We start from the raw sequence: 23264 nt of genomic DNA, 5'->3' as shown, positions 1-23264 counted from the left end.
CCGCCGCTCCGAGAGGAGCGGCGGGGGGCTTCTTCGTCTTCCCCCGAGGGGGCCGGGCCGGTCAGGCGCGGCGGCGGCGACGGACGGCGGTGAGGGAGACCCCGATGAGGAGCATCAGGCCGAGGGTGCCGCCCGCGAGGCCGGCCTTGAGGCCCTTCGGGGTGAAGGTGCAGGAGATCTTGTCGGTGCCCGGGGTCAGGGGGAGGGCCAGGAGGCCGTGGAAGTCCGCGGTCGGGGTCGAGCACTGCCAGCCGGGGACGGCCGTCGTGGCGATGACCGCGGTGCCCTTGGCGTCCTTGGGGAGGGTGGCCTCGATGGTGTGGCCGCCCGTGGTGACGTGGGTGGCGCCGGTGGCCTTGAGGGCGGAGACCGCCGCGTCGAGCTTGGCGGGGGCCAGGCAGCCGACGGGGTGTTCGCCGGCCGTGGCGCCCTGGGTGGCGGTCCTGACCGTGATGTCGAGCCTGCCCGACGCCGGGACCGGGCCGAGGCGCAGGACGCCCGTCATCCGGTCCTGGAGGGCCTGCTCGGGGCCGTCGCCGACGCGCAGGCTGCCGTAGACGGCGGGGGAGAACCAGAACGCCTCGGAGCCGGGGGAGCACTGGGCGGCGTACGTCTGCTCCGCGGCGGCGGTGCCGCGGGTGACCGGCGGGACCTGGTAGACGGTGGCGCCGAGGACGTTCTCCTGGCGGGCGTAGACGCTGTCCGCGGGGTTGGGGGAGGTGTACGGGCCGGGGCGGACCGTGACCAGGGGCGGGGCCGGGAACCTGCGGGCCGTCCAGCTGTTCTTCGCCGGGCCGGGCTCGACCCGCGCGCCGATGGAGAAGATCGCGTCGAGCACCGGGTTGTCGGCGCCGAAGAAGGTCCGGCCGTCGTTCTTGAAGCCGTAGCCGAGCGGCTCCAGGGCCTGGTAGGTGACCTCCGGCAGGTAGCTGCTGTAGTACTGCGGGCCCTCCGCGCGAAGCGCCAGGGCGTCGTTGTACGAGGACTGGGGCGCGCCCGAGTCGGTCCGGTATGCGGGCCAGCCGTCCACGCCTCGGACGGCATTGAAGTGTTCGGTGATCGACTTGCTGGACGTCACCGCCGGCTGCGCCCAGCGTTCGCGGGCGCGGCGCGAGTCCGCGCCGGCCGCGGCGACCGTGGACTCGGCGAAGACGACGCCGATCATGAGGACGGCCGCGAGGGGGATCAGGTGGCGATGCTTGTCCCCGTGGAAGAGCAGCACCAGCGCCAGCAGCGAGACCGCCCCGCCGCCGAGCACGGCGGGCCAGGTCCAGCCGCCGAAGTCGTTGGTGTGCCGGAGCACGAAGGTGGCGGCGACCAGCAGGGCGGCGACCAGGGCCAGGTGCAGCGGGCGCGGCCGGTTGGCCAGCGACAGCCAGGCGACGATGACGACCATCCCGCTGAAGACGAAGGCCTCGCGGTAGGGGTTGCCGTTCGGCACCGCCAGCCCGTGCCACACGTACTGGGTGGGCGGGAACTGGAACGAGGCGACCACGAGCACGGTCGCCGCCGCCCACACCAGGCGGGTCTTCTTCGCGATGCCCGAGTTGAGCACGAAGGCGCCGGCCAGGATCAGCCCGAGCGAGGCCACGTACAGCCGCGGCCGGCCGCCCCACAGGTAGGTCGCCGGGAGCATGCCGGTCAGGAAGATCTCGATCCGCACCGGGTCGAAGGCGCCGGCCTGGGTGGGCTGCGCGGAGCCGCTGGAGAGGAACGACGGCAGCAGGAGGGGAAGGGTGAGCAGGATGCCCGTCCCCGTGGCCGTCGAGGCCCGCCACAGGGCCCGCAGCCGCTGTGCGCCGGTCATGTCGCGGGTGATGAGGCGGATGGCGAGCAGGACGCAGGCGGCCATCGTGGCCATCATCGCGGTGTAGAAGTTCCCGAACCACGCGAGCGCCACGAGCGCGGCCACACCCGGCCAGCGGCGCCCTTCCAGGCACCATTCGACGGCGATGCCGAGGAGGGGGAGCGCGACGAGGCCCCACAGCCACATGGGGATGTACGAGGCGTCGCTGAGCGCCCAGCCGCAGAGGCCGTACGTGGCTCCCAGCACGCCCCGCTGCCACCACGGGCCGGGCTTCAGCTTCCCGAGGTACACGGTCATCACGGCGGCGGCGGTGCCCATGGTGATCGGGGTGATCGCGAAGACCGCGAGGTCGACGTGGGCGCGCGGGACGATCACGGCGAGCCAGGAGAAGGGGTTGCCGAGGTACGTGTAGTAGTCGGACAGGAACTGCTGTCCGAAGCCGCCGCGCCAGGTGAAGAGCACGTCGCCGGCGGCCTGGCCGTGGACCAGGTCCCACAGGGCGCGGTGGAAGGGCACGTACTGGTTGGCCTGGTCGTTGACGGCGCGGCCGGTGTTGCCGAAGGGGAACGTGCCGCGCAGCACCCAGGCGGCGCAGAAGGCGCCCGAGGTGATGAGGAAGGCGAGCAGGGGCCCGTACAGCCGGGAGAGCCGACGGCGGCGCCGGGCTGCGGGCCGGGGCGGGCGGGGCGGGCTGTCCGTGGCCGCCGGCTCGGTCGTGACCGTCCCCAATGTCCCGCTCCCTGATGTGCTCGTGCCGTTTGGGTTGAATCGTGGGCTGAATCGCAGGGCAGTGTAGTTCGCCGGGGGCGCGGCCCGGCCCGTGCGAGGGGTTCCCGTACTCCCGCGCGAGGTGTCCCCGTACCACATGTGCGCGTCGGCGGGACATCGGCGGGGCCACATGGGGGCCTCGCCCGTGCGGCGCATGGCCTGCGCGGGTCTGCCGGGGCCGGGGCCGGGGCTTTTGTTTTGACCGGAGTGGATGCGGTAGGTACGCTCAGACCTTGTGCCTGGGGTGTGCCTGGGCTCCCGTGCGTGTCCATCAACCGCAATGGAGCCCGTATCAGCCACCGCGATCCATGCGTTTCCGTGCTTGCGCGGAGGTCCGCCGGATCCGACACACCCGACCGCGTGGGTCGGCAAAGTTCCAGGTTAGCTCCACTACGGCACACAGAAACCGGAGAAGTAGTGCCTACGATCCAGCAGCTGGTCCGGAAGGGCCGGCAGGACAAGGTCGAGAAGACAAAGACCCCCGCGCTTGAGGCTTCGCCCCAGCGTCGCGGCGTCTGCACGCGTGTGTTCACGACCACCCCGAAGAAGCCGAACTCGGCGCTGCGCAAGGTCGCGCGTGTGCGTCTGACCTCTGGCATCGAGGTCACCGCTTACATTCCGGGTGAGGGACACAACCTGCAGGAGCACTCGATCGTGCTCGTGCGTGGTGGCCGTGTGAAGGACCTGCCGGGTGTTCGTTACAAGATCATCCGCGGTGCGCTTGACACCCAGGCTGTCAAGAACCGCAAGCAGGCCCGCAGCCGCTACGGCGCCAAGAAGGAGAAGTAAGAATGCCTCGTAAGGGCCCCGCCCCGAAGCGCCCGGTCATCATCGACCCGGTCTACGCATCTCCTCTGGTGACGTCGCTCATCAACAAGATCCTCCTGAACGGCAAGCGCTCCACCGCCGAGCGCATCGTTTACGGCGCCATGGAAGGCCTCCGCGAGAAGACCGGCAACGACCCGGTCATCACGCTGAAGCGCGCGCTGGAGAACGTCAAGCCGTCCCTCGAGGTCAAGTCCCGCCGTGTCGGTGGAGCCACCTACCAGGTGCCGATCGAGGTCAAGCCCGGTCGCGCCTCCACCCTCGCGCTGCGCTGGGTCGTGGGTTACTCCCGCGCCCGCCGCGAGAAGACCATGACCGAGCGCCTCATGAACGAGCTGCTCGACGCCTCGAACGGTCTTGGCGCTGCCGTCAAGAAGCGTGAGGACACGCACAAGATGGCCGAGTCCAACAAGGCCTTCGCGCACTACCGCTGGTAGTCCCAACCCACATCGAGACCGAGAGAAGACTGAGCCGATATGGCTACCACTTCGCTTGACCTGGCCAAGGTGCGCAACATCGGCATCATGGCTCACATCGACGCGGGCAAGACGACCACCACCGAGCGCATCCTGTTCTACACCGGTGTGTCTTACAAGATCGGTGAAGTCCACGACGGCGCTGCCACGATGGACTGGATGGAGCAGGAGCAGGAGCGCGGCATCACGATCACGTCTGCCGCGACGACCTGCCACTGGCCGCTCGAGGACGTCGACCACACCATCAACATCATCGACACCCCGGGTCACGTGGACTTCACGGTCGAGGTGGAGCGTTCGCTCCGCGTCCTCGACGGTGCCGTCACCGTGTTCGACGGTGTCGCCGGTGTGGAGCCGCAGTCCGAGACCGTTTGGCGTCAGGCCGACCGCTACGGCGTGCCGCGCATCTGCTTCGTCAACAAGCTGGACCGCACCGGCGCCGAGTTCCACCGCTGTGTCGACATGATCAAGGACCGCCTCGGTGCGGTTCCGATCGTCATGCAGCTCCCCATCGGCTCCGAGATGGACTTCCAGGGCGTTGTCGACCTGGTCACCATGAAGGCGTTCGTCTGGTCCGCCGAGGCGACCAAGGGCGAGATGTACGACATCGTCGACATCCCGGACACCCACAAGGAAGCCGCTGAAGAGTGGCACGCCAAGCTGGTTGAGACGGTCGCCGAGAACGACGACCAGATCATGGAGCTGTTCCTGGAGGGCGTCGAGCCCACCGTCGAGCAGCTGCACGACGCCGTGCGTCGCATCATCATCGGTTCCGGCAAGGGCACGGGCGCCACGATCACCGCGGTGTTCTGTGGCACGGCGTTCAAGAACAAGGGCGTTCAGCCCCTGCTCGACGCCGTCGTCCGCTACCTGCCGTCGCCCCTGGACATCGAGGCCATCGAAGGCCACGACGTCCGGGACGCGGAGCTCGTCGTGAAGCGCAAGCCGTCTGACGAGGAGCCCCTCGCGGCGCTCGCGTTCAAGATCATGCGCGACCCGCACCTCGGCAAGCTCACCTTCGTCCGGGTTTACTCGGGCCGCCTGGAGGCCGGCACTGCGGTGCTGAACTCCGTCAAGGGCAAGAAGGAGCGCATCGGCAAGATCTACCGCATGCACGCCAACAAGCGTGAAGAGATCGAAGCGGTGGGCGCCGGTGACATCGTCGCCGTCATGGGCCTGAAGCAGACCACCACCGGTGAGACGCTGTGTGACGACAAGGCACCCGTGATCCTGGAGTCCATGGACTTCCCGGCTCCGGTCATCCAGGTCGCCATCGAGCCCAAGTCCAAGGGTGACCAGGAGAAGCTGGGTGTCGCCATCCAGAGTCTCGCGGAGGAGGACCCCTCCTTCCACGTTCACTCGGACGAAGAGACCGGCCAGACCATCCTCGGCGGTATGGGCGAGCTGCACCTCGAGGTGCTGGTCGACCGTATGAAGCGCGAGTTCAAGGTCGAGGCCAACGTCGGCAAGCCGCAGGTCGCTTACCGCGAGACGATCCGCCAGACGGTGGAGCGTCACGACTACACCCACAAGAAGCAGACCGGTGGTACCGGTCAGTTCGCCAAGGTGCAGATCGCGATCGAGCCGATCCTCGAGGCCGACGGTCCGGCGTACGAGTTCGTGAACAAGGTCACCGGTGGCCGCATCCCGCGGGAGTACATCCCGTCGGTCGACGCCGGTGCGCAGGAAGCCATGAAGTTCGGCATCCTCGCGGGCTACGAGATGACTGGCGTCCGCGTCATCCTTCTCGACGGTGGCTACCACGAGGTCGACTCCTCCGAGCTCGCGTTCAAGATCGCCGGCTCGCAGGCCTTCAAGGAGGCCGCGCGCAAGGCTTCTCCCGTGCTCCTCGAGCCGATGATGGCCGTAGAGGTCACCACGCCGGAGGAGTCCATGGGTGACGTCATCGGTGACATCAACTCCCGCCGTGGCCAGATCCAGGCCATGGAGGAGCGTCACGGAGCTCGCCTCGTGAAGGGCCTCGTACCCCTTTCGGAGATGTTCGGCTACGTCGGAGACCTCCGCAGCAAGACCTCGGGTCGCGCCAGCTACTCGATGCAGTTCGACTCCTACGCCGAGGTTCCCCGGAACGTCGCCGAGGAGATCATCGCGAAGGCCAAGGGCGAGTAACTCTTCCGAGTACACGCTTTAGGCTTGTCACCGGAGCCTCTGGGGCAACAGGAGTAACCCTCCGTTGCCCCGGAGGGGCCGGCTATCCAGCAAAGATCACCTGGCGCCGATGAGTAAGGCGTACAGAACCACTCTCCAGGAGGACCCCGTGGCGAAGGCGAAGTTCGAGCGGACTAAGCCGCACGTCAACATCGGCACCATCGGTCACATTGACCACGGTAAGACGACCCTCACGGCCGCCATTACCAAGGTGCTGCACGACGCGTACCCGGACCTGAACGAGGCCTCGGCCTTCGACCAGATCGACAAGGCTCCTGAGGAGCGCCAGCGCGGTATCACCATCTCCATCGCGCACGTCGAGTACCAGACCGAGGCGCGTCACTACGCCCACGTCGACTGCCCGGGTCACGCGGACTACATCAAGAACATGATCACCGGTGCCGCGCAGATGGACGGCGCGATCCTCGTGGTCGCCGCCACCGACGGCCCGATGCCGCAGACCAAGGAGCACGTGCTCCTGGCCCGCCAGGTCGGCGTTCCCTACATCGTCGTCGCCCTGAACAAGGCCGACATGGTGGACGACGAGGAGATCCTGGAGCTCGTAGAGCTCGAGGTCCGTGAGCTGCTCTCCGAGTACGAGTTCCCGGGCGACGACCTTCCGGTCGTCCGCGTCTCCGCGCTGAAGGCCCTCGAGGGCGACAAGGAGTGGGGCGAGAAGCTTCTCGGCCTCATGGCTGCCGTCGACGAGGCCATCCCGACCCCGCCGCGTGACACCGAGAAGCCGTTCCTCATGCCCGTCGAGGACGTCTTCACGATCACCGGTCGCGGTACGGTCGTCACCGGCCGTATCGAGCGTGGTGTCCTGAAGGTCAACGAGACCGTCGACATCATCGGTATCAAGGAAGCCAAGACCACCACCACGGTCACCGGCATCGAGATGTTCCGCAAGCTGCTCGACGAGGGCCAGGCGGGCGAGAACGTCGGTCTGCTCCTCCGTGGCATCAAGCGCGAGGACGTCGAGCGCGGCCAGGTCATCATCAAGCCCGGTTCGGTCACGCCGCACACCGAGTTCGAGGCCCAGGCCTACATCCTGTCGAAGGACGAGGGTGGCCGTCACACCCCGTTCTTCAACAACTACCGCCCGCAGTTCTACTTCCGTACCACCGACGTCACGGGTGTTGTCACCCTGCCGGCCGGCACGGAGATGGTCATGCCGGGCGACAACACCGAGATGACCGTCTCGCTGATCCAGCCCGTCGCCATGGAGGAGGGCCTGAAGTTCGCCATCCGTGAGGGTGGTCGTACCGTGGGCGCCGGCCAGGTCATCAAGATCACGAAGTAATTTCGTGCTCTGACCTGGTAGCTCGCGCGAGCGGGCACCATGTTTGACAGAGGGGCCCCTGCCTTGTCGCTTCGGCGACGGGGGAGGGGCCCTTTGTCGTACCCGCGCGTCGCGGTCACGCGTAGCGGGGGAGCCCCTCGGTGGAGATGGTCCAGTCGGCGATGGTGACGTCCTCGCCGTAGAGGAAGTCCTTGCGGGTGGCGTAGCGGGGGCCCTCGGGCGTCTGGTGGATCTCGGTCATGACGGCGCCTGTGCCGGTGCGCGGGTCGAAGATCGCGTAGACCGGGATGCCGACCAGGGGGTAGTCCCGCATCTTGCTCACCCAGTCGTTGTCCGGGTTGGAGCGCGAGACGATCTCGACGGCCGCGATGAGGGTTCGCGGGTCGAACGAACCTGGGACTTCCATGTCCGCTTCGGCGATCACCATGATGTCGGGCAAGCGCAGGATGCCCTCGGAATCGTCCTCGACGTCGGGGGATCCGGTGTGTGCCACAAGTTCGTCCGGCATCACCTTCTCCATGCGCTTTCGCACCCGCAGCGCTGTCAATTCGTGGGGGCCGACGGGTGCCGTCATGTCGTGGACGAGGCCTTCCTTGGTGATCTCGATCTTGCCGGGAACGGTGTCTTCCAGCCGCTGCACGACGTCGCGCATCTGCTGGTAAAGGAGGGTCCCTTGCCGTTCGTCGTCCGGGGCGATGGTCATGGTGGCGGCTCCTCGTCCGTGCCCGTGGGCCCGAGTCATCACCTTCATGCTAGGCAGCCTCCGTCGTATTGGTGCGGCAGTCGCGGCAGTGGCCCGGGGTGGGGGCACGGAAGGCGAGGTCGCACTTCTCGCAGGTCTGGAAGGGGTCCGGCGGGACGTAGGCGGGTCTGACCGGTACGGGGAGCAGCTCGGGCGGCAGCTGGGCGGTGAGCCGGTGGGCGAGCAGGCCGGCCGGGTTGCGTGGCTGTGGGGGAAGGTTCGCGGTGAGGGCCGCGGTGATGGCGGCGGGGGAGGCCCCGCGCTCCAGCCAGGCCTCCACCGCGGGGGTGAGGCGTTCGATGTCGCGGGCGCTGAGGAGGAGGCGGGAGTCGATGCGGCGCAGCTCGGCGAGGAGCTCACGGGCGGCGAGGGTCCGCCAGGGGTTGGCGGTGTTCACGGGCCGGGGGAGCGGCGGCGAGACCGGCGGCGTCGGGGCCGCGGGCTCGGGCGGGGGAGCGGGCTCTGCCTCGGGCGGGACCTCGGGCGGGACCTCGGGCGGGGCGTCGGGCGGGGCGTCGGGCGGGACCTCGGGCGGGGTCGCAGGCTCGGCCGGGGGCGGCGGCTCGGGGGCGCGGGAAGGGCGCGGGTGGGCGGCCTCTTCGGCGGGGGACAGGAACCCGGGCCGGTTGTAGGAGACCGTACGGGTCACCACCTGGCCGCCGGGCAGCCGCTCGCGGGTGCGCTTGAGGTAGCCGTGCACCTCCAGCTCGCGCAGGGCGCGGGCGATGCGGTGCTCGCTCTCGGGGAAGAGGGGGGTCAGGTCCTTGATGCCGATGCGGACACCGGCCGGGACCGACTGGATGTAGAGGGCCAGACCGCGGGCGACGAGCGACAGCTCGGGGTGCTGGGCGAGGTGGTTGCCGATCACGGTGAAGCCGCGGGTGTGCCGCACGTTGAAGTGAACTACACCGGATCGGGGGGTCTCGGCGCGATTGCGGACCGAGGCGCGCGCGAGCACGCTAGGCTGCTGAACATCCATCGGGAAGCGGCTTTCTTCCTTGTTGGTAGGCCCTCGGCCGGGATTGCGAGTCCCGTCGGGGGCCGACGTATTTCTGGGGGTGGACGCGGCGAGCATATGCCAGCGAACCCCCTTGAAAGCCAGCCAAGTTGGCGCTGTTCACCCGTCCGAGGTACGGGCCCGCCGTGGCCGCCGGCGGGAGGCTGGAGGGGTCTGGCAAGGGTTCTTTGCTTCCCGAGTACTTAACCCAATACCCCCAGGACGACCGCGCCGCCGAAGACCGCGACGCGGCTGCCGCGTCCCGGTGTTTCCCCCGGGGCGCCGGGGTTTCCCCTGGGCGCGGACAGTGACCGCTCGGCCACGGCGCGAGGGCGGCACCCCCGGTGCCGGGCGTGGTGCGGTTTGACCACTCTGCGTGGCGGGGTATTGTCTTCGGCCCGATTAGCCAGGTACGTGCCTCGTATGGCAGACTACTCAAGTTGCTCGGCTGAGTGCCGATGCTGCGCGCCTCCCGCCGGGAGGACCGGAAGCGAGTCCCACAGTACTCGTCGCCCTATCTGCCTCTCGGGGCAGCAATGGGGCGGACGTACGGGAATCTTCTGGGAAGCGTCAGCACGGTCCCTGCCAGGCATTCGGTGGGTGTTTTCCCCCGAAGCGCGGTCTTGGGACCGCACCCCCTTGGAGAGGGAATTTCCGTATGGGAATTTTCTGTAGAGGGAGTGCGACACGCCCGACCGCGTGGGTCGGAGGAAAGCGGCGGAGTGATCCGCAGCCGACCGATTGCCAGAGCGTTTCCACAACAGACAGGACTACGGAGTAGCCATGGCGGGACAGAAGATCCGCATCCGGCTCAAGGCCTACGACCACGAGGTCATCGATTCGTCGGCGAAGAAGATCGTCGAGACGGTGACGCGCACTGGTGCGTCGGTCGCGGGCCCGGTGCCGCTGCCCACTGAGAAGAACGTGTACTGCGTCATCAAGTCGCCGCACAAGTACAAGGACTCGCGCGAGCACTTCGAGATGCGCACGCACAAGCGCCTGATCGACATCCTCGACCCGACCCCCAAGACCGTTGACTCGCTGATGCGCCTGGACCTTCCGGCCGGCGTTGACATCGAGATCAAGCTCTGAGAGGCGTCGAGAAGATGGCAAAGCAGATCAAGGGCGTCCTGGGCGAGAAGCTCGGCATGACCCAGGTCTGGGACGAGAACAACCGTGTCGTCCCGGTCACCGTGGTCAAGGCCGGACCCTGCGTCGTTACCCAGGTCCGTAAGAACGACATCGACGGCTACGAGTCGGTCCAGATCGCCTTCGGCGAGATCGACCCGCGCAAGGTGAACAAGCCCCTCAAGGGCCACTTCGCCAAGGCCGACGTGACCCCGCGCCGCCACCTGGTGGAGCTCCGCACCTCCGACGCCAGCGAGTACACGCTCGGCCAGGAGATCACTGCCGCTGTGTTCGAGTCGGGCGTCAAGGTTGACGTCACGGGCAACAGCAAGGGCAAGGGCTTCGCCGGTGTCATGAAGCGTCACAACTTCAAGGGCCTCGGTGCCGGACACGGCGTCCAGCGCAAGCACCGCTCCCCCGGTTCGATCGGTGGCTGTGCCACCCCTGGGCGTGTCTTCAAGGGCATGCGCATGGCCGGTCGTATGGGCAACGAGCGCGTCACCACCCAGAACCTGACCATCCACGCGGTTGACGCGGAGAAGGGTCTGCTCCTCATCAAGGGCGCAGTCCCCGGTCCGAACGGCGGCCTCGTCCTGGTCCGTACCGCGGCCAAGGGGGCTTGAGGTAATGAGCACCATTGACATCCTTTCGCCGGCAGGCGACAAGGCCGGTACCGTCGAGCTCCCCGCGGAGATCTTCGACGCGAAGACCAGCGTTCCGCTGATCCACCAGGTCGTTGTCGCCCAGCTGGCAGCTGCCCGTCAGGGCACGCACAAGACCAAGCGTCGTGGCGAAGTCCGTGGTGGTGGCCGCAAGCCGTACCGCCAGAAGGGCACCGGCCGCGCCCGTCAGGGTTCGACCCGCGCTCCGCAGTTCGTCGGCGGTGGCGTTGTCCACGGCCCGCAGCCGCGTGACTACTCCCAGCGGACGCCGAAGAAGATGAAGGCCGCCGCTCTCCGCGGTGCCCTCTCGGACCGCGCGCGTCACTCCCGCATCCACGTCGTCACCGGCGTGGTCGAGGGTTCCGCCTCCACGAAGGCCGCCAAGACGCTGTTCGGCAAGATCTCGGAGCGCAAGAACCTGCTCCTGGTCGTCGAGCGCGCCGACGAGGCCGCGTGGCTGTCCGCCCGCAACCTGCCCCAGGTTCACATCCTGGAGCCGGGCCAGCTGAACACGTACGACGTGATCGTCTCTGACGACGTGGTCTTCACTCAGGCCGCTTTCGAGTCCTTCGTGTCTGGCCCCAAGGCCGATGAGACCGAAGGGAGCGACGCCTGATGTCTGAGGCGACCGTTACCAGCAAGACCTTCACTGACCCGCGCGACCTGCTGATCAAGCCGGTTGTCTCGGAGAAGAGCTACGCGCTGCTGGACGAGAACAAGTACACGTTCATCGTCGCGCCCGGCGCCAACAAGACCCAGATCAAGCAGGCCGTCGAAGCGGTCTTCTCGGTCAAGGTCACCGGGGTCAACACGATCAACCGTCAGGGTAAGCGCAAGCGCACCAAGACCGGTTTCGGCAAGCGTGCGAACACCAAGCGCGCCATCGTGACCCTCGCTGAGGGCGACCGAATCGACATCTTCGGCGGCCAGGCCTCCTAACGGAGGTCTAGTCGTCCGGAATCGGACGAGGACTGAGAAATGGGTATCCGCAAGTACAAGCCGACGACCCCGGGCCGTCGTGGCTCCAGCGTCGCCGACTTTGTCGAGATCACGCGGTCCACGCCGGAGAAGTCGCTGGTTCGCCCGCTGCACAGCAAGGGCGGCCGTAACAACACCGGTCGGATCACTGTTCGCCACCAGGGTGGTGGACACAAGCGCGCCTACCGCGTGATCGACTTCCGTCGTCACGACAAGGACGGCGTGCCGGCCAAGGTCGCGCACATCGAGTACGACCCCAACCGCACTGCGCGCATCGCGCTCCTGCACTACGCAGACGGCGAGAAGCGCTACATCATCGCGCCGAAGGCTCTGAAGCAGGGCGACCGGATTGAGAACGGCCCCACGGCCGACATCAAGCCCGGCAACAACCTGGCCCTCCGTAACATCCCGGTCGGTACCACGATCCACGCGATCGAGCTCCGTCCCGGTGGTGGCGCCAAGTTCGCCCGTTCCGCGGGTGCCTCCGTGCAGCTGCTGGCGAAGGAGGGCACGATGGCCCACCTTCGTATGCCTTCCGGTGAGATCCGCCTGGTCGACGCGCGCTGCCGCGCCACCGTCGGCGAGGTCGGCAACGCCGAGCAGTCGAACATCAACTGGGGCAAGGCCGGCCGCATGCGCTGGAAGGGCGTTCGCCCGTCCGTCCGCGGTGTCGCGATGAACCCGGTTGACCACCCGCACGGTGGTGGTGAGGGCAAGACCAGTGGTGGTCGCCACCCGGTCTCCCCGTGGGGTCAGAAGGAGGGTCGTACTCGCTCGCCGAAGAAGGCTTCGAGCAAGTACATCGTCCGCCGCCGCAAGACGAACAAGAAGCGCTAGGAGCGGGTTTAGATGCCGCGCAGTCTCAAGAAGGGGCCCTTCGTCGACGACCACCTCGTAAAGAAGGTGGACGTCCAGAACGAAGCCGGCACCAAGAACGTCATCAAGACCTGGTCCCGTCGCTCGATGATCATCCCCAGCATGCTGGGTCACACCATCGCGGTGCACAACGGCAAGACCCACGTCCCGGTGTTCGTCACCGAGTCGATGGTCGGCCACAAGCTCGGCGAGTTCTCGCCGACTCGCACCTTCCGCGGCCACGTCAAGGACGACCGGAAGTCGAAGCGCCGCTAAAGGCGGGGTGGTTACGACTATGACTTACACCGAAGGGACAACCATGGAAGCCAGGGCCCAGGCGCGGTACATCCGCGTCACGCCCATGAAGGCCCGCCGAGTGGTGGACCTTATCCGTGGCATGGATGCCACGGAGGCTCAGGCGGTCCTGCGTTTCGCCCCGCAGGCCGCGAGCGTGCCGGTTGGCAAGGTGCTGGACAGCGCCATTGCCAATGCCGCACACAACTACAACCACCCGGACGCCTCCACGCTGGTCATCAGCGAGGCGTTCGTGGACGAGGGCCCGACCCTGAAGCGGTTCCGTCCGCGTGCGCAGGGCCGTGCCTACCGGATCCGCAAGCGGACCAGCCACATCACCGTGGTCGTCAGCAGCAAGGAAGGTTCCCGGTAATGGGCCAGAAGGTAAACCCGCACGGGTTCCGGCTCGGCATCACCACCGACTTCAAGTCGCGTTGGTACGCCGACAAGCTGTACAAGGACTACGTCAAGGAAGACGTCGCCATCCGTCGGATGATGACGTCCGGCATGGAGCGCGCCGGCATCTCGAAGGTTGAGATCGAGCGCACCCGTGACCGCGTGCGTGTGGACATCCACACCGCTCGTCCGGGCATCGTCATCGGCCGCCGTGGCGCCGAGGCCGACCGCATCCGCGGTGACCTCGAGAAGCTCACGGGCAAGCAGGTCCAGCTGAACATCCTCGAGGTCAAGAACCCCGAGCTTGACGCTCAGCTGGTTGCCCAGGCCGTTGCCGAGCAGCTCTCCTCCCGCGTCTCCTTCCGTCGCGCCATGCGTAAGAGCATGCAGGGCACGATGAAGGCCGGCGCCAAGGGCATCAAGATCCAGTGTGGCGGCCGTCTCGGCGGCGCCGAGATGTCCCGCTCCGAGTTCTACCGCGAGGGTCGTGTGCCGCTGCACACGCTGCGCGCGAACGTGGACTACGGCTTCTTCGAGGCCAAGACCACCTTCGGCCGTATCGGTGTGAAGGTCTGGATCTACAAGGGCGATGTCAAGAACATCGCCGAGGTTCGCGCCGAGAACGCTGCGGCCCGTGCGGGTAACCGCCCGGCCCGTGGTGCTCAGGGCGCTGGCGACCGTCCCGCCGGCCGTGGTGGCCGTGGTGGCGAGCGCGGCGGCCGTGGTGGCCGCAAGCCGCAGCAGGCTGCTGGTGTCGAGGCCCCCAAGGCCGACGCTCCCGCCGCCGCTCCGGCTGAGAGCACCGGAACGGAGGCCTGACCGACATGCTGATCCCTCGTAGGGTCAAGCACCGCAAGCAGCACCACCCGAAGCGCCGCGGTATGGCCAAGGGCGGTACTGAGGTCACGTTCGGCGAGTACGGCATCCAGGCGCTCACCCCGGCGTACGTGACGAACCGCCAGATCGAGGCGGCTCGTATTGCGATGACCCGCCACATCAAGCGTGGCGGCAAGGTCTGGATCAACATTTACCCGGACCGTCCGCTCACCAAGAAGCCTGCCGAGACCCGCATGGGTTCCGGTAAGGGTTCTCCCGAGTGGTGGATCGCCAACGTGCACCCGGGCCGGGTCATGTTCGAGCTGTCCTACCCGAACGAGAAGATTGCTCGTGAGGCGCTCACCCGCGCTGCTCACAAGCTTCCGATGAAGTGCCGGATTGTTCGGCGCGAGGCAGGTGAGTCGTGATGGCGACGGGAACCAAGGCGTCCGAGCTGCGTGAGCTCGGCAACGAGGAGCTCGTTGGCAAGCTGCGCGAGGCCAAGGAGGAGCTGTTCAAGCTCCGCTTCCAGGCGGCCACGGGTCAGCTGGAGAACAACGGCCGGCTCAAGTCCGTCCGTAAGGACATCGCTCGCATCTACACCCTGATGCACGAGCGTGAGCTCGGTATCGAGACGGTGGAGAGCGCCTGATGAGCGAGAACAACGTGACTGAGAAGACCGACCGCGGTTTCCGCAAGACCCGTGAGGGTCTGGTCGTCAGCGACAAGATGGACAAGACCGTCGTCGTCGCTGTCGAGGACCGCGTGAAGCACGCCCTGTACGGCAAGGTCATCCGCCGTACGAACAAGCTCAAGGCGCACGACGAGCAGAACGCTGCCGGCGTCGGCGACCGCGTCCTCATCATGGAGACGCGTCCGCTGTCGGCGAGCAAGCGCTGGCGCATCGTCGAGATCCTCGAGAAGGCCAAGTAATTATCTGAGGGGTTTCCCTCAGGTTCGTTCCGCCAGGCTCGGTGGGGGCGGTAGCTCTTCGGAGTGAGGCCCCCGCCGGGAACCGGCAGACAAACAGGAGATACACGTGATCCAGCAGGAGTCGCGACTGCGTATCGCCGACAACACTGGTGCCAAGGAAATCCTTTGCATCCGTGTTCTCGGTGGTTCCGGTCGCCGCTACGCGGGCATCGGTGACGTCATCGTCGCCACCGTCAAGGATGCGATCCCCGGTGGCAACGTGAAGAAGGGTGACGTCGTCAAGGCGGTCATCGTTCGCACCGTCAAGGAGCGTCGCCGCCAGGACGGCTCGTACATCCGCTTTGACGAGAACGCCGCCGTCATTCTGAAGAACGACGGCGACCCTCGCGGCACCCGTATCTTCGGCCCGGTGGGCCGTGAGCTGCGCGAGAAGAAGTTCATGAAGATCATCTCGCTCGCGCCGGAGGTGCTGTAAGCATGAAGATCAAGAAGGGCGACCTGGTTCAGGTCATCACCGGTAAGGACAAGGGCAAGCAGGGCAAGGTCATCATGGCCATCCCTACTGAGAACCGTGTCCTCGTCGAGGGTGTCAACCGGGTCAAGAAGCACACCAAGGCCGGTCAGACCGCTGGTGGTTCGCAGACCGGCGGCATCGTGATCGTCGAGGCGCCGATCCACGTCAGCAACGTTCAGCTGGTTGTGGAGAAGGACGGCCAGAAGGTCGTTACCCGCGTCGGTTTCCGCTTCGATGACGAGGGCAACAAGATCCGCGTTGCCAAGCGGACGGGTGAGGACATCTGATGGCTACCACTCCGCGTCTCAAGACGAAGTACCGCGAGGACATCGCGGGCAAGCTGCGTGAGGAGTTCTCCTACGAGAACGTCATGCAGATTCCCGGCCTCGTGAAGATCGTGGTCAACATGGGTGTGGGCGACGCAGCCCGCGACTCCAAGCTGATCGACGGCGCCATCAAGGACCTGACGACGATCACCGGTCAGAAGCCGGCCGTCACGAAGGCCCGCAAGTCCATCGCGCAGTTCAAGCTGCGCGAGGGTCAGCCGATCGGCTGCCACGTCACCCTCCGCGGTGACCGCATGTGGGAGTTCCTGGACCGTACGCTGTCGCTCGCGCTGCCGCGTATCCGCGACTTCCGTGGTCTGTCGCCGAAGCAGTTCGACGGCCGTGGCAACTACACCTTCGGTCTCACGGAGCAGGTCATGTTCCACGAGATCGACCAGGACAAGATCGACCGTACCCGGGGTATGGACATCACCGTGGTCACCACGGCGACCAACGACGCTGAGGGCCGCGCGCTCCTTCGTCACCTCGGCTTCCCCTTCAAGGAGGCGTAAGCGAGATGGCGAAGAAGGCTCTCATCGCGAAGGCTGCCCGCAAGCCCAAGTTCGGTGTGCGTGCGTACACCCGCTGCCAGCGCTGCGGTCGCCCCCACTCCGTGTACCGCAAGTTCGGCCTGTGCCGCGTCTGCCTTCGTGAGATGGCTCACCGTGGCGAGCTGCCGGGCGTGACCAAGAGCTCCTGGTAAATCCCCCTCGTCCGCAAGGACTTGGGAGCTACCAGGCACTCTCGGTAAGCATCTGGTCGGCGGATGCCCGGCCGCGCATGCCTTAGGCTTGTGTGGTTGGGCGTCCGCCGCCCATAACGACTTACTACGCCGTAGGTCCCCGCACCGCACCCGTCCCGCCACTGAGTGGGGAGAGGGATGGCGCATACAGGAAACCCCGGCGAGAGAGGCCGAAGGCCACTTCATGACCATGACTGACCCGATCGCAGACATGCTGACCCGTCTGCGTAACGCTAACTCGGCGTACCACGACACTGTCGTGATGCCGCACAGCAAGATCAAGTCGCACATCGCGGAGATCCTCAAGCAAGAGGGTTTCATCACCGGCTGGAAGGTCGAGGACGCCGAGGTCGGCAAGAACCTCGTCCTCGAGCTGAAGTTCGGGCCGAACCGTGAGCGCTCCATCGCGGGCATCAAGCGGATCTCGAAGCCCGGTCTGCGCGTGTACGCAAAGTCCACCAACCTGCCGAAGGTCCTCGGCGGCCTGGGCGTGGCGATCATCTCCACGTCCCACGGTCTCCTGACCGGCCAGCAGGCAGGCAAGAAGGGCGTAGGTGGGGAAGTCCTCGCCTACGTCTGGTAGTCGGGAACGGAGGAAAAGCAATGTCGCGAATCGGCAAGCTCCCCATCCAGGTTCCCGCCGGTGTGGACGTCACCATCGACGGCCAGACGGTCGCTGTGAAGGGCCCCAAGGGTTCCCTCGCGCACACCGTCAAGGCGCCGATCGAGATCGTCAAGGGTGAGGACGGCGTTCTGAACGTCACCCGCCCCAACGACGAGCGTCAGAACAAGGCCCTGCACGGCCTGTCCCGCACGCTGGTGGCGAACATGATCACCGGTGTGACCGCGGGATACGTCAAGGCTCTCGAGATCAGCGGTGTTGGTTACCGCGTCGCCGCGAAGGGCTCCAACCTGGAGTTCCAGCTTGGTTACAGCCACCCGATCCTGATCGAGGCGCCCGAGGGCATCTCCTTCAAGGTCGAGTCGCCCACCAAGTTCTCGGTCGAGGGCATCGACAAGCAGAAGGTCGGCGAGGTCGCCGCCAACATCCGCAAGCTGCGGAAGCCCGACCCGTACAAGGCCAAGGGTGTCAAGTACGCCGGCGAAGTCATCCGCCGCAAGGTCGGAAAGGCTGGTAAGTAGCCATGGCATACGGTGTAAAGATCGCCAAGGGTGACGCGTACAAGCGCGCTGCCAAGGCTCGCCGCCACATCCGCATCCGCAAGAACGTCTCGGGTACGGCGGAGCGTCCGCGCCTCGTCGTGACGCGTTCCAACCGCAACATCGTTGCTCAGGTCATCGACGACCTCCAGGGTCACACCCTGGCGTCGGCGTCGACCCTGGACGCTTCGATCCGCGGTGGCGAAGGCGACAAGAGCTCGCAGGCCCAGGCTGTCGGCGCGCTCGTCGCCGAGCGTGCCAAGGCTGCGGGTGTCGAGACCGTCGTGTTCGACCGCGGTGGCAACCGATACGCCGGGCGCATTGCCGCTCTGGCTGACGCCGCCCGCGAAGCCGGGCTGAAGTTCTAAGCCCCGGTTCCGGGACTCACGGACGTAACAGAGAGAGGTAATCCAATGGCTGGACCCCAGCGCCGCGGAAGCGGTGCCGGTGGCGGCGAGCGGCGAGACCGGAAGGGTCGCGACGGTGGCCCTGCCGCCGAGAAGACCGCTTACGTTGAGCGCGTTGTCGCGATCAACCGCGTCGCCAAGGTTGTCAAGGGTGGTCGCCGCTTCAGCTTCACCGCGCTGGTCGTGGTGGGCGACGGTGACGGCACCGTAGGTGTCGGTTACGGCAAGGCCAAGGAAGTTCCCGCGGCCATCGCCAAGGGTGTCGAGGAAGCCAAGAAGAACTTCTTCAAGGTTCCGCGCATCCAGGGCACCATTCCTCACCCGATCACGGGCGAGCGTGCCGCGGGCGTCGTGCTCCTGAAGCCGGCTTCCCCCGGTACCGGTGTTATCGCCGGTGGCCCGGTGCGCGCCGTTCTGGAGTGCGCCGGCGTTCACGACATCCTGTCGAAGTCGCTCGGCTCTTCGAACGCGATCAACATCGTGCACGCAACCGTGGCGGCCCTCAAGGGCCTGCAGCGTCCCGAGGAGATCGCGGCTCGCCGTGGTCTGCCCCTCGAGGACGTCGCCCCCGCGGCTCTGCTTCGTGCACGTGCTGGGGCGGGTGCGTAATGGCTCGCCTCAAGATCACGCAGACGAAGTCGTACATCGGCAGCAAGCAGAACCACCGCGACACTCTGCGTTCGCTCGGGCTCAAGCGCCTGAACGACGTGGTCGTCAAGGAGGACCGCCCCGAGTTCCGCGGAATGGTGCAGACCGTCCGCCACCTCGTGACGGTTGAGGAGGTTGACTAACATGGCTGAGAACAGCCCGCTGAAGGCCCACAACCTCCGTCCCGCCCCCGGCGCCAAGACCGCGAAGACCCGTGTCGGTCGTGGTGAGGCGTCGAAGGGTAAGACGGCCGGTCGTGGTACGAAGGGCCAGAAGGCCCGTTACCAGATCCCGCAGCGCTTCGAGGGCGGGCAGATGCCCCTCCACATGCGTCTGCCGAAGCTCAAGGGCTTCAAGAACCCGTTCCGCACCGAGTTCCAGGTCGTGAACCTGGACAAGCTCGGCGCTCTCTACCCCGAGGGTGGAGAGGTCACGGTGGCCGACCTGGTCGCCAAGGGCGCGGTTCGCAAGAACAGCCTCGTCAAGGTCCTGGGCCAGGGCGAGATCTCCGTGGCGCTGCAGGTTTCGGTTGACGCCGTCTCCGGCTCCGCCAAGGAGAAGATTGCTGCCGCAGGCGGCACTGTCACCGAGCTCGTCTAAGACGAACTCAGTGATTAAATAGCTGAAACCCGACCGGGGATGCCTCACATTTGGGGCATCCCCGGTTGGTCGTTCCACGGGGGGCAGTATCGCCGGTAAGGTGGCCTGCACCTTTAGCTTTGTCGTATACGTCGATCCCTCAGACCGTCACCTCTGACGCAGTAGCGCGGGGGTCGCAGGAGGCACCGTGCTCACCGCGTTCGCCCGGGCGTTCAAGACGCCCGACCTGCGCAAGAAGCTGCTCTTCACGCTCGGCATCATCATGCTGTTCCGGCTCGGGTCTCACATCCCGGTACCCGGCGTGAGCTACAAGAACGTTCAGATCTGTGTGGACCAGGCCGGGAGCAGCAACAGCCTCTTCGGTCTCGTCAACATGTTCAGCGGCGGTGCGCTGCTGCAGATCACGATCTTCGCGCTCGGCATCATGCCGTACATCACGGCGAGCATCATCCTGCAGCTGCTGACCGTGGTCATCCCGAAGCTGGAGAACCTCAAAAAAGAGGGTCAGTCCGGCACGGCGAAGATCACTCAGTACACCCGCTATCTGACGGTCGCCCTCGCGATCCTGCAGGGCACCGGCCTCGTCGCCACGGCCAAGAGCGGTGCACTCTTCCAGGGCTGCCCGGCCGCCACTCAGATCGTCCCCGACCGTTCGATCTTCACCATGGTCGTCATGGTCCTCACCATGACCGCCGGTACCTGCGTCGTCATGTGGCTCGGTGAGCTCATCACCGACCGCGGCATCGGCAACGGCATGTCGATCCTGATGTTCATCTCGATCGCCGCCGGCTTCGTCGGCGCCCTGTGGACCATCAAGCTCCAGGGCAAGATCGCCGACGGCTGGGTCGAGTTCGGCGTGGTCATCCTCGTCGGCCTCGCGATGGTCGCCCTGGTGGTCTTCGTCGAGCAGGCGCAGCGCCGGATCCCGGTCCAGTACGCGAAGCGCATGATCGGCCGCCGTGCCTACGGCGGTACGTCCACCTACATCCCGCTCAAGGTGAACCAGGCCGGTGTCATCCCGGTCATCTTCGCCTCGTCGCTGCTGTACATCCCGGCGCTGATCGTTCAGTTCAGCGGTTCGCAGGCCGGCTGGGCCGTCTGGATCCAGAAGCACTTCGTCAAGGGCGACCACCCGTACTACATCGCGGCCTACTTCCTCCTGATCGTCTTCTTCGCGTTCTTCTACGTGGCGATTTCCTTCAACCCCGAGGAAGTTGCAGACAACATGAAGAAGTATGGTGGGTTCATCCCGGGTATCCGCGCCGGTCGACCCACGGCCGAGTACCTGAGCTACGTACTCAACCGGATCACCTGGCCGGGGTCGCTGTACCTGGGTCTCATCGCTCTTGTGCCGACGATGGCGTTGGCGGGCTTCGGAGCGAACCAGAACTTCCCGTTCGGCGGGACGAGCATCCTGATCATCGTGGGTGTGGGTCTGGAAACCGTGAAGCAGATCGAGAGCCAGCTCCAGCAGCGTAATTACGAAGGGTTCCTCCGCTGATGCGAATCGTCCTCGTCGGACCGCCCGGTGCGGGCAAGGGAACGCAGGCCACCGTCCTTGCCAAGACCCTGTCCATCCCGCACATCTCCACGGGCGACCTGTTCCGGGCCAACATCAGCCAGGGCACCGAGCTGGGCCGCCGCGCGAAGGCGTTCATGGACGCCGGTGACCTCGTCCCCGACGAGGTCACCATCGGCATGGCCAAGGACCGCATGGAGCAGCCGGACGCCGTGAACGGCTTCCTGCTCGACGGCTTCCCGCGCAACGTCTCGCAGGCCGAGGCCCTCGACGTGATGCTCCAGGCCGCCGGCATGAAGCTCGACGCCGTCCTCGACCTGGAGGTCGAGGAGGACGAGGTCGTCAAGCGCCTCGCCGGCCGGCGTACGTGCCGCAATGACGGCGCGCACGTCTTCCACGTCGCGTACCACCCGCCGAAGGTCGAGGGTGTCTGCGACGTCTGCGGCGGCGAGCTGTACGTGCGCGAGGACCAGTCCGAGGACGCGGTCCGCAACCGGCTGGACGTCTACCACACGCAGACCGAGCCGATCATCGACTACTACAAGGCCCAGGGCCTCGTGTCGACGATCCCGGCGCTCGGTGAGGTCGCGGAAGTCACGCAGCGTGCGATGGACGCCCTCAAGAAGTAGTTCCCTCCTGCTGTGAAAGTTCGGCCGCGGTGTCCTTCGGGCGCCGCGGCCGTACTGTTGAAACGGCCCAGAAGACCCACAAGACCCAGAAGACCCAGTTCCGAAGGTGGAAGGCACGGCATGGTGCAGCTCAAGACCCCCGAGCAGATCGCGAAGATGCGTGAGGCGGGGCTGGTCGTCGCGGCGATCCACGCGGCGACCCGTGAGGCGGCCGTTCCGGGTGCCACGACGCGCGATCTGGACATGGTGGCCCGCAAGGTCATCGCGGACGCCGGAGCCAAGTCGAACTTCCTCGGCTACGGCGGCTTCCCCGCCACCATCTGCACCTCGGTGAACGAGGTCGTCGTCCACGGCATCCCCGACGACAAGACGGTCCTCAAGGACGGCGACATCATCTCGATCGACGCCGGTGCGATCATCGACGGCTGGCACGGCGACGCCGCGTACACCGCCTTCGTGGGCACCGGGCACGCGCCTGAGCTCGTGGAGCTCTCCCGGGTGACCGAGGAGTCCATGTGGGCCGGCATCGCCGCCATGAAGCTCGGCAACCGCCTCGTGGACATCTCGAAGGCGATCGAGACGTACATCAAGCGCCAGCCGAGGCCGACCACCGGTGAGCACAGCCTCGGCAAGTTCGGGATCATCGAGGACTACGGCGGTCACGGCATCGGGTCCGAGATGCACATGGACCCCCACCTGCTGAACTACGTCTCGCGCAAGCGGGGCAAGGGGATCAAGCTCGTCCCGGGCGTCTGCCTGGCGATCGAGCCGATGGTCTCCCTGGGCACGGCCCAGACCGAGGTCCTGGCGGACGACTGGACGGTCATCACGACGGACGGCACCTGGTCCTCGCACTGGGAGCACTCCATCGCGCTGACGGAGGCGGGACCGATCGTCCTGACCAGCCCGGACTGCGGCAAGGCGAAACTGGCGGAGTACGGAGTCACCACGGCTCCCGACCCTCTAGCTTAATGATCTAGTCTGTGGGGCACACTTTCCGGATTCGTCTTTCTGGGTGCCCTGACGTAGACTGACTCGTCGGCTCCTTTGCACCCGCATGTCCTCGTGCGAAGCGGGGAGCTGATCAAGGTAGCCGATTCGAAAGGCGAAGCGTGGCCAAGAAGCAAGGTGCCATCGAAATCGAGGGCACCGTGATCGAGTCCCTCCCGAACGCGATGTTCAAGGTGGAACTCCAGAACGGTCACAAAGTCCTCGCGCACATCAGTGGCAAGATGCGCATGCACTACATCCGCATCCTGCCCGATGACCGGGTTGTCGTGGAGCTCTCCCCGTACGACCTGACGCGTGGCCGGATCGTCTACCGATACAAGTAGATCTTGTCTTCACTCCGTCTGGGCGTCTTGTCCCGGCGGGTGGTGGCACTGACCCGGAGAACCTCACCAACATGAAGGTCAAGCCGAGCGTCAAGAAGATCTGCGACAAGTGCAAGGTGATCCGCCGTCACGGCCGGGTCATGGTCATCTGCGACAACCTGCGCCACAAGCAGCGCCAGGGCTGACGCACGCCGACCGACCTGCACTACGCAGTTCTTCGCGCGACGTAAGAAAA

At 66.3% G+C, this 23264-nt stretch carries 33 protein-coding genes; 30 read left to right on the top strand and 3 right to left on the bottom strand.

Going from position 1 to position 23264, the window contains the following annotated elements; translation table 11 throughout:
- Positions 1-61 precede the first annotated feature (61 nt).
- Positions 62-2536 carry a YfhO family protein gene (locus ACFWBF_RS16570; RefSeq protein WP_385601523.1) on the bottom strand — a complete coding sequence of 825 codons (2475 nt, stop codon included), beginning with the start codon at positions 2534-2536 and terminating at the stop codon, positions 62-64.
- A gap of 456 nt (positions 2537-2992) precedes the next feature.
- On the opposite strand from ACFWBF_RS16570, the gene rpsL reads away from it, so the two are divergent.
- The 4 genes from rpsL to tuf all read left to right on the top strand — a co-directional run bounded on the left by rpsL (position 2993) and on the right by tuf (position 7348).
- Entirely contained in the window at positions 2993-3364 is a 372-nt protein-coding gene (gene rpsL, locus ACFWBF_RS16565) for a 30S ribosomal protein S12 (RefSeq protein ID WP_007265893.1), read from the top strand.
- 2 nt (positions 3365-3366) lie between these two features.
- Positions 3367-3837, top strand: a complete 471-nt coding sequence (rpsG, locus tag ACFWBF_RS16560) for a 30S ribosomal protein S7 (RefSeq protein WP_385601519.1) — start codon at positions 3367-3369, stop codon at positions 3835-3837.
- A gap of 39 nt (positions 3838-3876) precedes the next feature.
- Complete coding sequence (gene fusA, locus ACFWBF_RS16555) at positions 3877-6006, top strand: elongation factor G (RefSeq protein WP_385601517.1); 2130 nt, start codon at positions 3877-3879, stop codon at positions 6004-6006.
- 148 nt (positions 6007-6154) lie between these two features.
- Positions 6155-7348 carry an elongation factor Tu gene (gene tuf, locus ACFWBF_RS16550; protein ID WP_385601514.1) on the top strand — a complete coding sequence of 398 codons (1194 nt, stop codon included), beginning with the start codon at positions 6155-6157 and terminating at the stop codon, positions 7346-7348.
- Positions 7349-7463: 115 nt separating this feature from the next.
- Here the strand turns inward: tuf and ACFWBF_RS16545 are convergent, their stop codons facing one another.
- A complete protein-coding gene (locus ACFWBF_RS16545; protein WP_385601511.1) occupies positions 7464-8051 on the bottom strand; it encodes a Uma2 family endonuclease in 588 nt (195 codons plus the stop codon).
- 49 nt (positions 8052-8100) lie between these two features.
- Positions 8101-9069: a helix-turn-helix domain-containing protein gene (locus ACFWBF_RS16540; protein ID WP_385601508.1), complete on the bottom strand. Its 969-nt coding sequence runs from the start codon at positions 9067-9069 to the stop codon at positions 8101-8103.
- Between the two features lie 801 nt (positions 9070-9870).
- Between ACFWBF_RS16540 and rpsJ the strand changes: the two genes are divergently transcribed.
- The 26 genes from rpsJ (at position 9871) to rpmJ (ending at position 23214) form a co-directional block, all read left to right on the top strand.
- Positions 9871-10179 (top strand): 30S ribosomal protein S10, encoded by a 309-nt coding sequence (rpsJ, locus tag ACFWBF_RS16535; protein ID WP_003948644.1) that lies wholly within the window; start codon positions 9871-9873, stop codon positions 10177-10179.
- 14 nt (positions 10180-10193) lie between these two features.
- The gene (gene rplC / locus ACFWBF_RS16530) at positions 10194-10838 is read left to right on the top strand and encodes a 50S ribosomal protein L3 (RefSeq protein WP_215015311.1); all 645 of its coding nucleotides are present in this window, start codon (positions 10194-10196) and stop codon (positions 10836-10838) included.
- A gap of 4 nt (positions 10839-10842) precedes the next feature.
- A complete protein-coding gene (rplD, locus tag ACFWBF_RS16525; protein ID WP_030710344.1) occupies positions 10843-11493 on the top strand; it encodes a 50S ribosomal protein L4 in 651 nt (216 codons plus the stop codon).
- Entirely contained in the window at positions 11493-11816 is a 324-nt protein-coding gene (gene rplW / locus ACFWBF_RS16520; protein ID WP_037792012.1) for a 50S ribosomal protein L23, read from the top strand. The genes rplD and rplW overlap by 1 nt, the downstream gene beginning before the upstream one ends.
- A 39-nt stretch (positions 11817-11855) precedes the next feature.
- Positions 11856-12692, top strand: coding sequence for a 50S ribosomal protein L2 (gene rplB, locus ACFWBF_RS16515; RefSeq protein WP_008739715.1), 837 nt, complete (start codon positions 11856-11858; stop codon positions 12690-12692).
- 12 nt (positions 12693-12704) lie between these two features.
- Positions 12705-12986 carry a 30S ribosomal protein S19 gene (gene rpsS / locus ACFWBF_RS16510; protein WP_008739713.1) on the top strand — a complete coding sequence of 94 codons (282 nt, stop codon included), beginning with the start codon at positions 12705-12707 and terminating at the stop codon, positions 12984-12986.
- Positions 12987-13029: 43 nt separating this feature from the next.
- Complete coding sequence (gene rplV / locus ACFWBF_RS16505; RefSeq protein ID WP_037792011.1) at positions 13030-13377, top strand: 50S ribosomal protein L22; 348 nt, start codon at positions 13030-13032, stop codon at positions 13375-13377.
- Entirely contained in the window at positions 13377-14219 is an 843-nt protein-coding gene (gene rpsC / locus ACFWBF_RS16500) for a 30S ribosomal protein S3 (RefSeq protein ID WP_030230639.1), read from the top strand. The genes rplV and rpsC overlap by 1 nt, the downstream gene beginning before the upstream one ends.
- 5 nt (positions 14220-14224) lie before the next feature.
- Entirely contained in the window at positions 14225-14644 is a 420-nt protein-coding gene (gene rplP, locus ACFWBF_RS16495) for a 50S ribosomal protein L16 (protein WP_243629930.1), read from the top strand.
- A complete protein-coding gene (rpmC, locus tag ACFWBF_RS16490; protein WP_008739703.1) occupies positions 14644-14868 on the top strand; it encodes a 50S ribosomal protein L29 in 225 nt (74 codons plus the stop codon). The genes rplP and rpmC overlap by 1 nt, the downstream gene beginning before the upstream one ends.
- Positions 14868-15149 carry a 30S ribosomal protein S17 gene (gene rpsQ, locus ACFWBF_RS16485; protein WP_136229680.1) on the top strand — a complete coding sequence of 94 codons (282 nt, stop codon included), beginning with the start codon at positions 14868-14870 and terminating at the stop codon, positions 15147-15149. Before rpmC ends, rpsQ begins: the two co-directional genes overlap by 1 nt.
- A 106-nt stretch (positions 15150-15255) precedes the next feature.
- A complete protein-coding gene (gene rplN / locus ACFWBF_RS16480; RefSeq protein ID WP_008739701.1) occupies positions 15256-15624 on the top strand; it encodes a 50S ribosomal protein L14 in 369 nt (122 codons plus the stop codon).
- A gap of 2 nt (positions 15625-15626) precedes the next feature.
- On the top strand, positions 15627-15950 hold the full coding sequence (gene rplX / locus ACFWBF_RS16475) for a 50S ribosomal protein L24 (RefSeq protein WP_214946845.1): 324 nt from the start codon (positions 15627-15629) through the stop codon (positions 15948-15950).
- Positions 15950-16501 carry a 50S ribosomal protein L5 gene (gene rplE / locus ACFWBF_RS16470; protein ID WP_030008469.1) on the top strand — a complete coding sequence of 184 codons (552 nt, stop codon included), beginning with the start codon at positions 15950-15952 and terminating at the stop codon, positions 16499-16501. Before rplX ends, rplE begins: the two co-directional genes overlap by 1 nt.
- Positions 16502-16506: 5 nt before the next feature.
- On the top strand, positions 16507-16692 hold the full coding sequence (locus ACFWBF_RS16465) for a type Z 30S ribosomal protein S14 (protein WP_003956452.1): 186 nt from the start codon (positions 16507-16509) through the stop codon (positions 16690-16692).
- A gap of 223 nt (positions 16693-16915) precedes the next feature.
- Positions 16916-17314 carry a 30S ribosomal protein S8 gene (rpsH, locus tag ACFWBF_RS16460; protein ID WP_007265911.1) on the top strand — a complete coding sequence of 133 codons (399 nt, stop codon included), beginning with the start codon at positions 16916-16918 and terminating at the stop codon, positions 17312-17314.
- Between the two features lie 20 nt (positions 17315-17334).
- Complete coding sequence (gene rplF, locus ACFWBF_RS16455; RefSeq protein WP_385601504.1) at positions 17335-17874, top strand: 50S ribosomal protein L6; 540 nt, start codon at positions 17335-17337, stop codon at positions 17872-17874.
- 2 nt (positions 17875-17876) lie between these two features.
- Complete coding sequence (gene rplR / locus ACFWBF_RS16450; protein WP_030008471.1) at positions 17877-18260, top strand: 50S ribosomal protein L18; 384 nt, start codon at positions 17877-17879, stop codon at positions 18258-18260.
- 45 nt (positions 18261-18305) lie between these two features.
- On the top strand, positions 18306-18908 hold the full coding sequence (gene rpsE / locus ACFWBF_RS16445) for a 30S ribosomal protein S5 (protein ID WP_053682615.1): 603 nt from the start codon (positions 18306-18308) through the stop codon (positions 18906-18908).
- Positions 18908-19090, top strand: a complete 183-nt coding sequence (gene rpmD / locus ACFWBF_RS16440; protein ID WP_053682614.1) for a 50S ribosomal protein L30 — start codon at positions 18908-18910, stop codon at positions 19088-19090. Before rpsE ends, rpmD begins: the two co-directional genes overlap by 1 nt.
- 1 nt (position 19091) lies before the next feature.
- The gene (gene rplO, locus ACFWBF_RS16435; protein WP_053682613.1) at positions 19092-19547 is read left to right on the top strand and encodes a 50S ribosomal protein L15; all 456 of its coding nucleotides are present in this window, start codon (positions 19092-19094) and stop codon (positions 19545-19547) included.
- 187 nt (positions 19548-19734) lie between these two features.
- Positions 19735-21048 carry a preprotein translocase subunit SecY gene (gene secY / locus ACFWBF_RS16430; RefSeq protein ID WP_385601501.1) on the top strand — a complete coding sequence of 438 codons (1314 nt, stop codon included), beginning with the start codon at positions 19735-19737 and terminating at the stop codon, positions 21046-21048.
- Positions 21048-21695, top strand: coding sequence for an adenylate kinase (locus ACFWBF_RS16425; RefSeq protein WP_385601497.1), 648 nt, complete (start codon positions 21048-21050; stop codon positions 21693-21695). Before secY ends, ACFWBF_RS16425 begins: the two co-directional genes overlap by 1 nt.
- A 120-nt stretch (positions 21696-21815) precedes the next feature.
- Positions 21816-22667, top strand: a complete 852-nt coding sequence (gene map / locus ACFWBF_RS16420) for a type I methionyl aminopeptidase (RefSeq protein WP_385601494.1) — start codon at positions 21816-21818, stop codon at positions 22665-22667.
- Positions 22668-22807: 140 nt separating this feature from the next.
- Positions 22808-23029 (top strand): translation initiation factor IF-1, encoded by a 222-nt coding sequence (gene infA / locus ACFWBF_RS16415; protein ID WP_003956442.1) that lies wholly within the window; start codon positions 22808-22810, stop codon positions 23027-23029.
- 71 nt (positions 23030-23100) lie between these two features.
- Complete coding sequence (gene rpmJ, locus ACFWBF_RS16410; protein ID WP_003956441.1) at positions 23101-23214, top strand: 50S ribosomal protein L36; 114 nt, start codon at positions 23101-23103, stop codon at positions 23212-23214.
- Positions 23215-23264 lie beyond the last annotated feature (50 nt).

This window comes from Streptomyces sp. NPDC060028, from assembly GCF_042736725.1.
Taxonomy (GTDB): domain Bacteria; phylum Actinomycetota; class Actinomycetes; order Streptomycetales; family Streptomycetaceae; genus Streptomyces.
This window is presented reverse-complemented; position numbering and strand designations above follow the sequence as displayed.

Excerpts from the sequence above, each read along its gene's own strand:
- rpsG (WP_385601519.1), top strand. The coding sequence starts at position 3,367 with ATGCCTCGTAAGGGCCCCGCCCCGAAGCGCCCGGTCATCATCGACCCG.
- fusA (WP_385601517.1), top strand. The coding sequence starts at position 3,877 with ATGGCTACCACTTCGCTTGACCTGGCCAAGGTGCGCAACATCGGCATC.
- ACFWBF_RS16545 (WP_385601511.1), bottom strand. The coding sequence starts at position 8,051 with ATGACCATCGCCCCGGACGACGAACGGCAAGGGACCCTCCTTTACCAG.
- ACFWBF_RS16540 (WP_385601508.1), bottom strand. The coding sequence starts at position 9,069 with ATGGATGTTCAGCAGCCTAGCGTGCTCGCGCGCGCCTCGGTCCGCAAT.
- rpsJ (WP_003948644.1), top strand. The coding sequence starts at position 9,871 with ATGGCGGGACAGAAGATCCGCATCCGGCTCAAGGCCTACGACCACGAG.
- rplC (WP_215015311.1), top strand. The coding sequence starts at position 10,194 with ATGGCAAAGCAGATCAAGGGCGTCCTGGGCGAGAAGCTCGGCATGACC.
- rplD (WP_030710344.1), top strand. The coding sequence starts at position 10,843 with ATGAGCACCATTGACATCCTTTCGCCGGCAGGCGACAAGGCCGGTACC.
- rplW (WP_037792012.1), top strand. The coding sequence starts at position 11,493 with ATGTCTGAGGCGACCGTTACCAGCAAGACCTTCACTGACCCGCGCGAC.
- rplB (WP_008739715.1), top strand. The coding sequence starts at position 11,856 with ATGGGTATCCGCAAGTACAAGCCGACGACCCCGGGCCGTCGTGGCTCC.
- rpsS (WP_008739713.1), top strand. The coding sequence starts at position 12,705 with ATGCCGCGCAGTCTCAAGAAGGGGCCCTTCGTCGACGACCACCTCGTA.
- rplV (WP_037792011.1), top strand. The coding sequence starts at position 13,030 with ATGGAAGCCAGGGCCCAGGCGCGGTACATCCGCGTCACGCCCATGAAG.
- rpsC (WP_030230639.1), top strand. The coding sequence starts at position 13,377 with ATGGGCCAGAAGGTAAACCCGCACGGGTTCCGGCTCGGCATCACCACC.
- rplP (WP_243629930.1), top strand. The coding sequence starts at position 14,225 with ATGCTGATCCCTCGTAGGGTCAAGCACCGCAAGCAGCACCACCCGAAG.
- rpmC (WP_008739703.1), top strand. The coding sequence starts at position 14,644 with ATGGCGACGGGAACCAAGGCGTCCGAGCTGCGTGAGCTCGGCAACGAG.
- rpsQ (WP_136229680.1), top strand. The coding sequence starts at position 14,868 with ATGAGCGAGAACAACGTGACTGAGAAGACCGACCGCGGTTTCCGCAAG.
- rplX (WP_214946845.1), top strand. The coding sequence starts at position 15,627 with ATGAAGATCAAGAAGGGCGACCTGGTTCAGGTCATCACCGGTAAGGAC.
- rplE (WP_030008469.1), top strand. The coding sequence starts at position 15,950 with ATGGCTACCACTCCGCGTCTCAAGACGAAGTACCGCGAGGACATCGCG.
- ACFWBF_RS16465 (WP_003956452.1), top strand. The coding sequence starts at position 16,507 with ATGGCGAAGAAGGCTCTCATCGCGAAGGCTGCCCGCAAGCCCAAGTTC.
- rpsH (WP_007265911.1), top strand. The coding sequence starts at position 16,916 with ATGACCATGACTGACCCGATCGCAGACATGCTGACCCGTCTGCGTAAC.
- rplF (WP_385601504.1), top strand. The coding sequence starts at position 17,335 with ATGTCGCGAATCGGCAAGCTCCCCATCCAGGTTCCCGCCGGTGTGGAC.
- rplR (WP_030008471.1), top strand. The coding sequence starts at position 17,877 with ATGGCATACGGTGTAAAGATCGCCAAGGGTGACGCGTACAAGCGCGCT.
- rpsE (WP_053682615.1), top strand. The coding sequence starts at position 18,306 with ATGGCTGGACCCCAGCGCCGCGGAAGCGGTGCCGGTGGCGGCGAGCGG.
- rpmD (WP_053682614.1), top strand. The coding sequence starts at position 18,908 with ATGGCTCGCCTCAAGATCACGCAGACGAAGTCGTACATCGGCAGCAAG.
- rplO (WP_053682613.1), top strand. The coding sequence starts at position 19,092 with ATGGCTGAGAACAGCCCGCTGAAGGCCCACAACCTCCGTCCCGCCCCC.
- ACFWBF_RS16425 (WP_385601497.1), top strand. The coding sequence starts at position 21,048 with ATGCGAATCGTCCTCGTCGGACCGCCCGGTGCGGGCAAGGGAACGCAG.
- map (WP_385601494.1), top strand. The coding sequence starts at position 21,816 with ATGGTGCAGCTCAAGACCCCCGAGCAGATCGCGAAGATGCGTGAGGCG.
- rpmJ (WP_003956441.1), top strand. The coding sequence starts at position 23,101 with ATGAAGGTCAAGCCGAGCGTCAAGAAGATCTGCGACAAGTGCAAGGTG.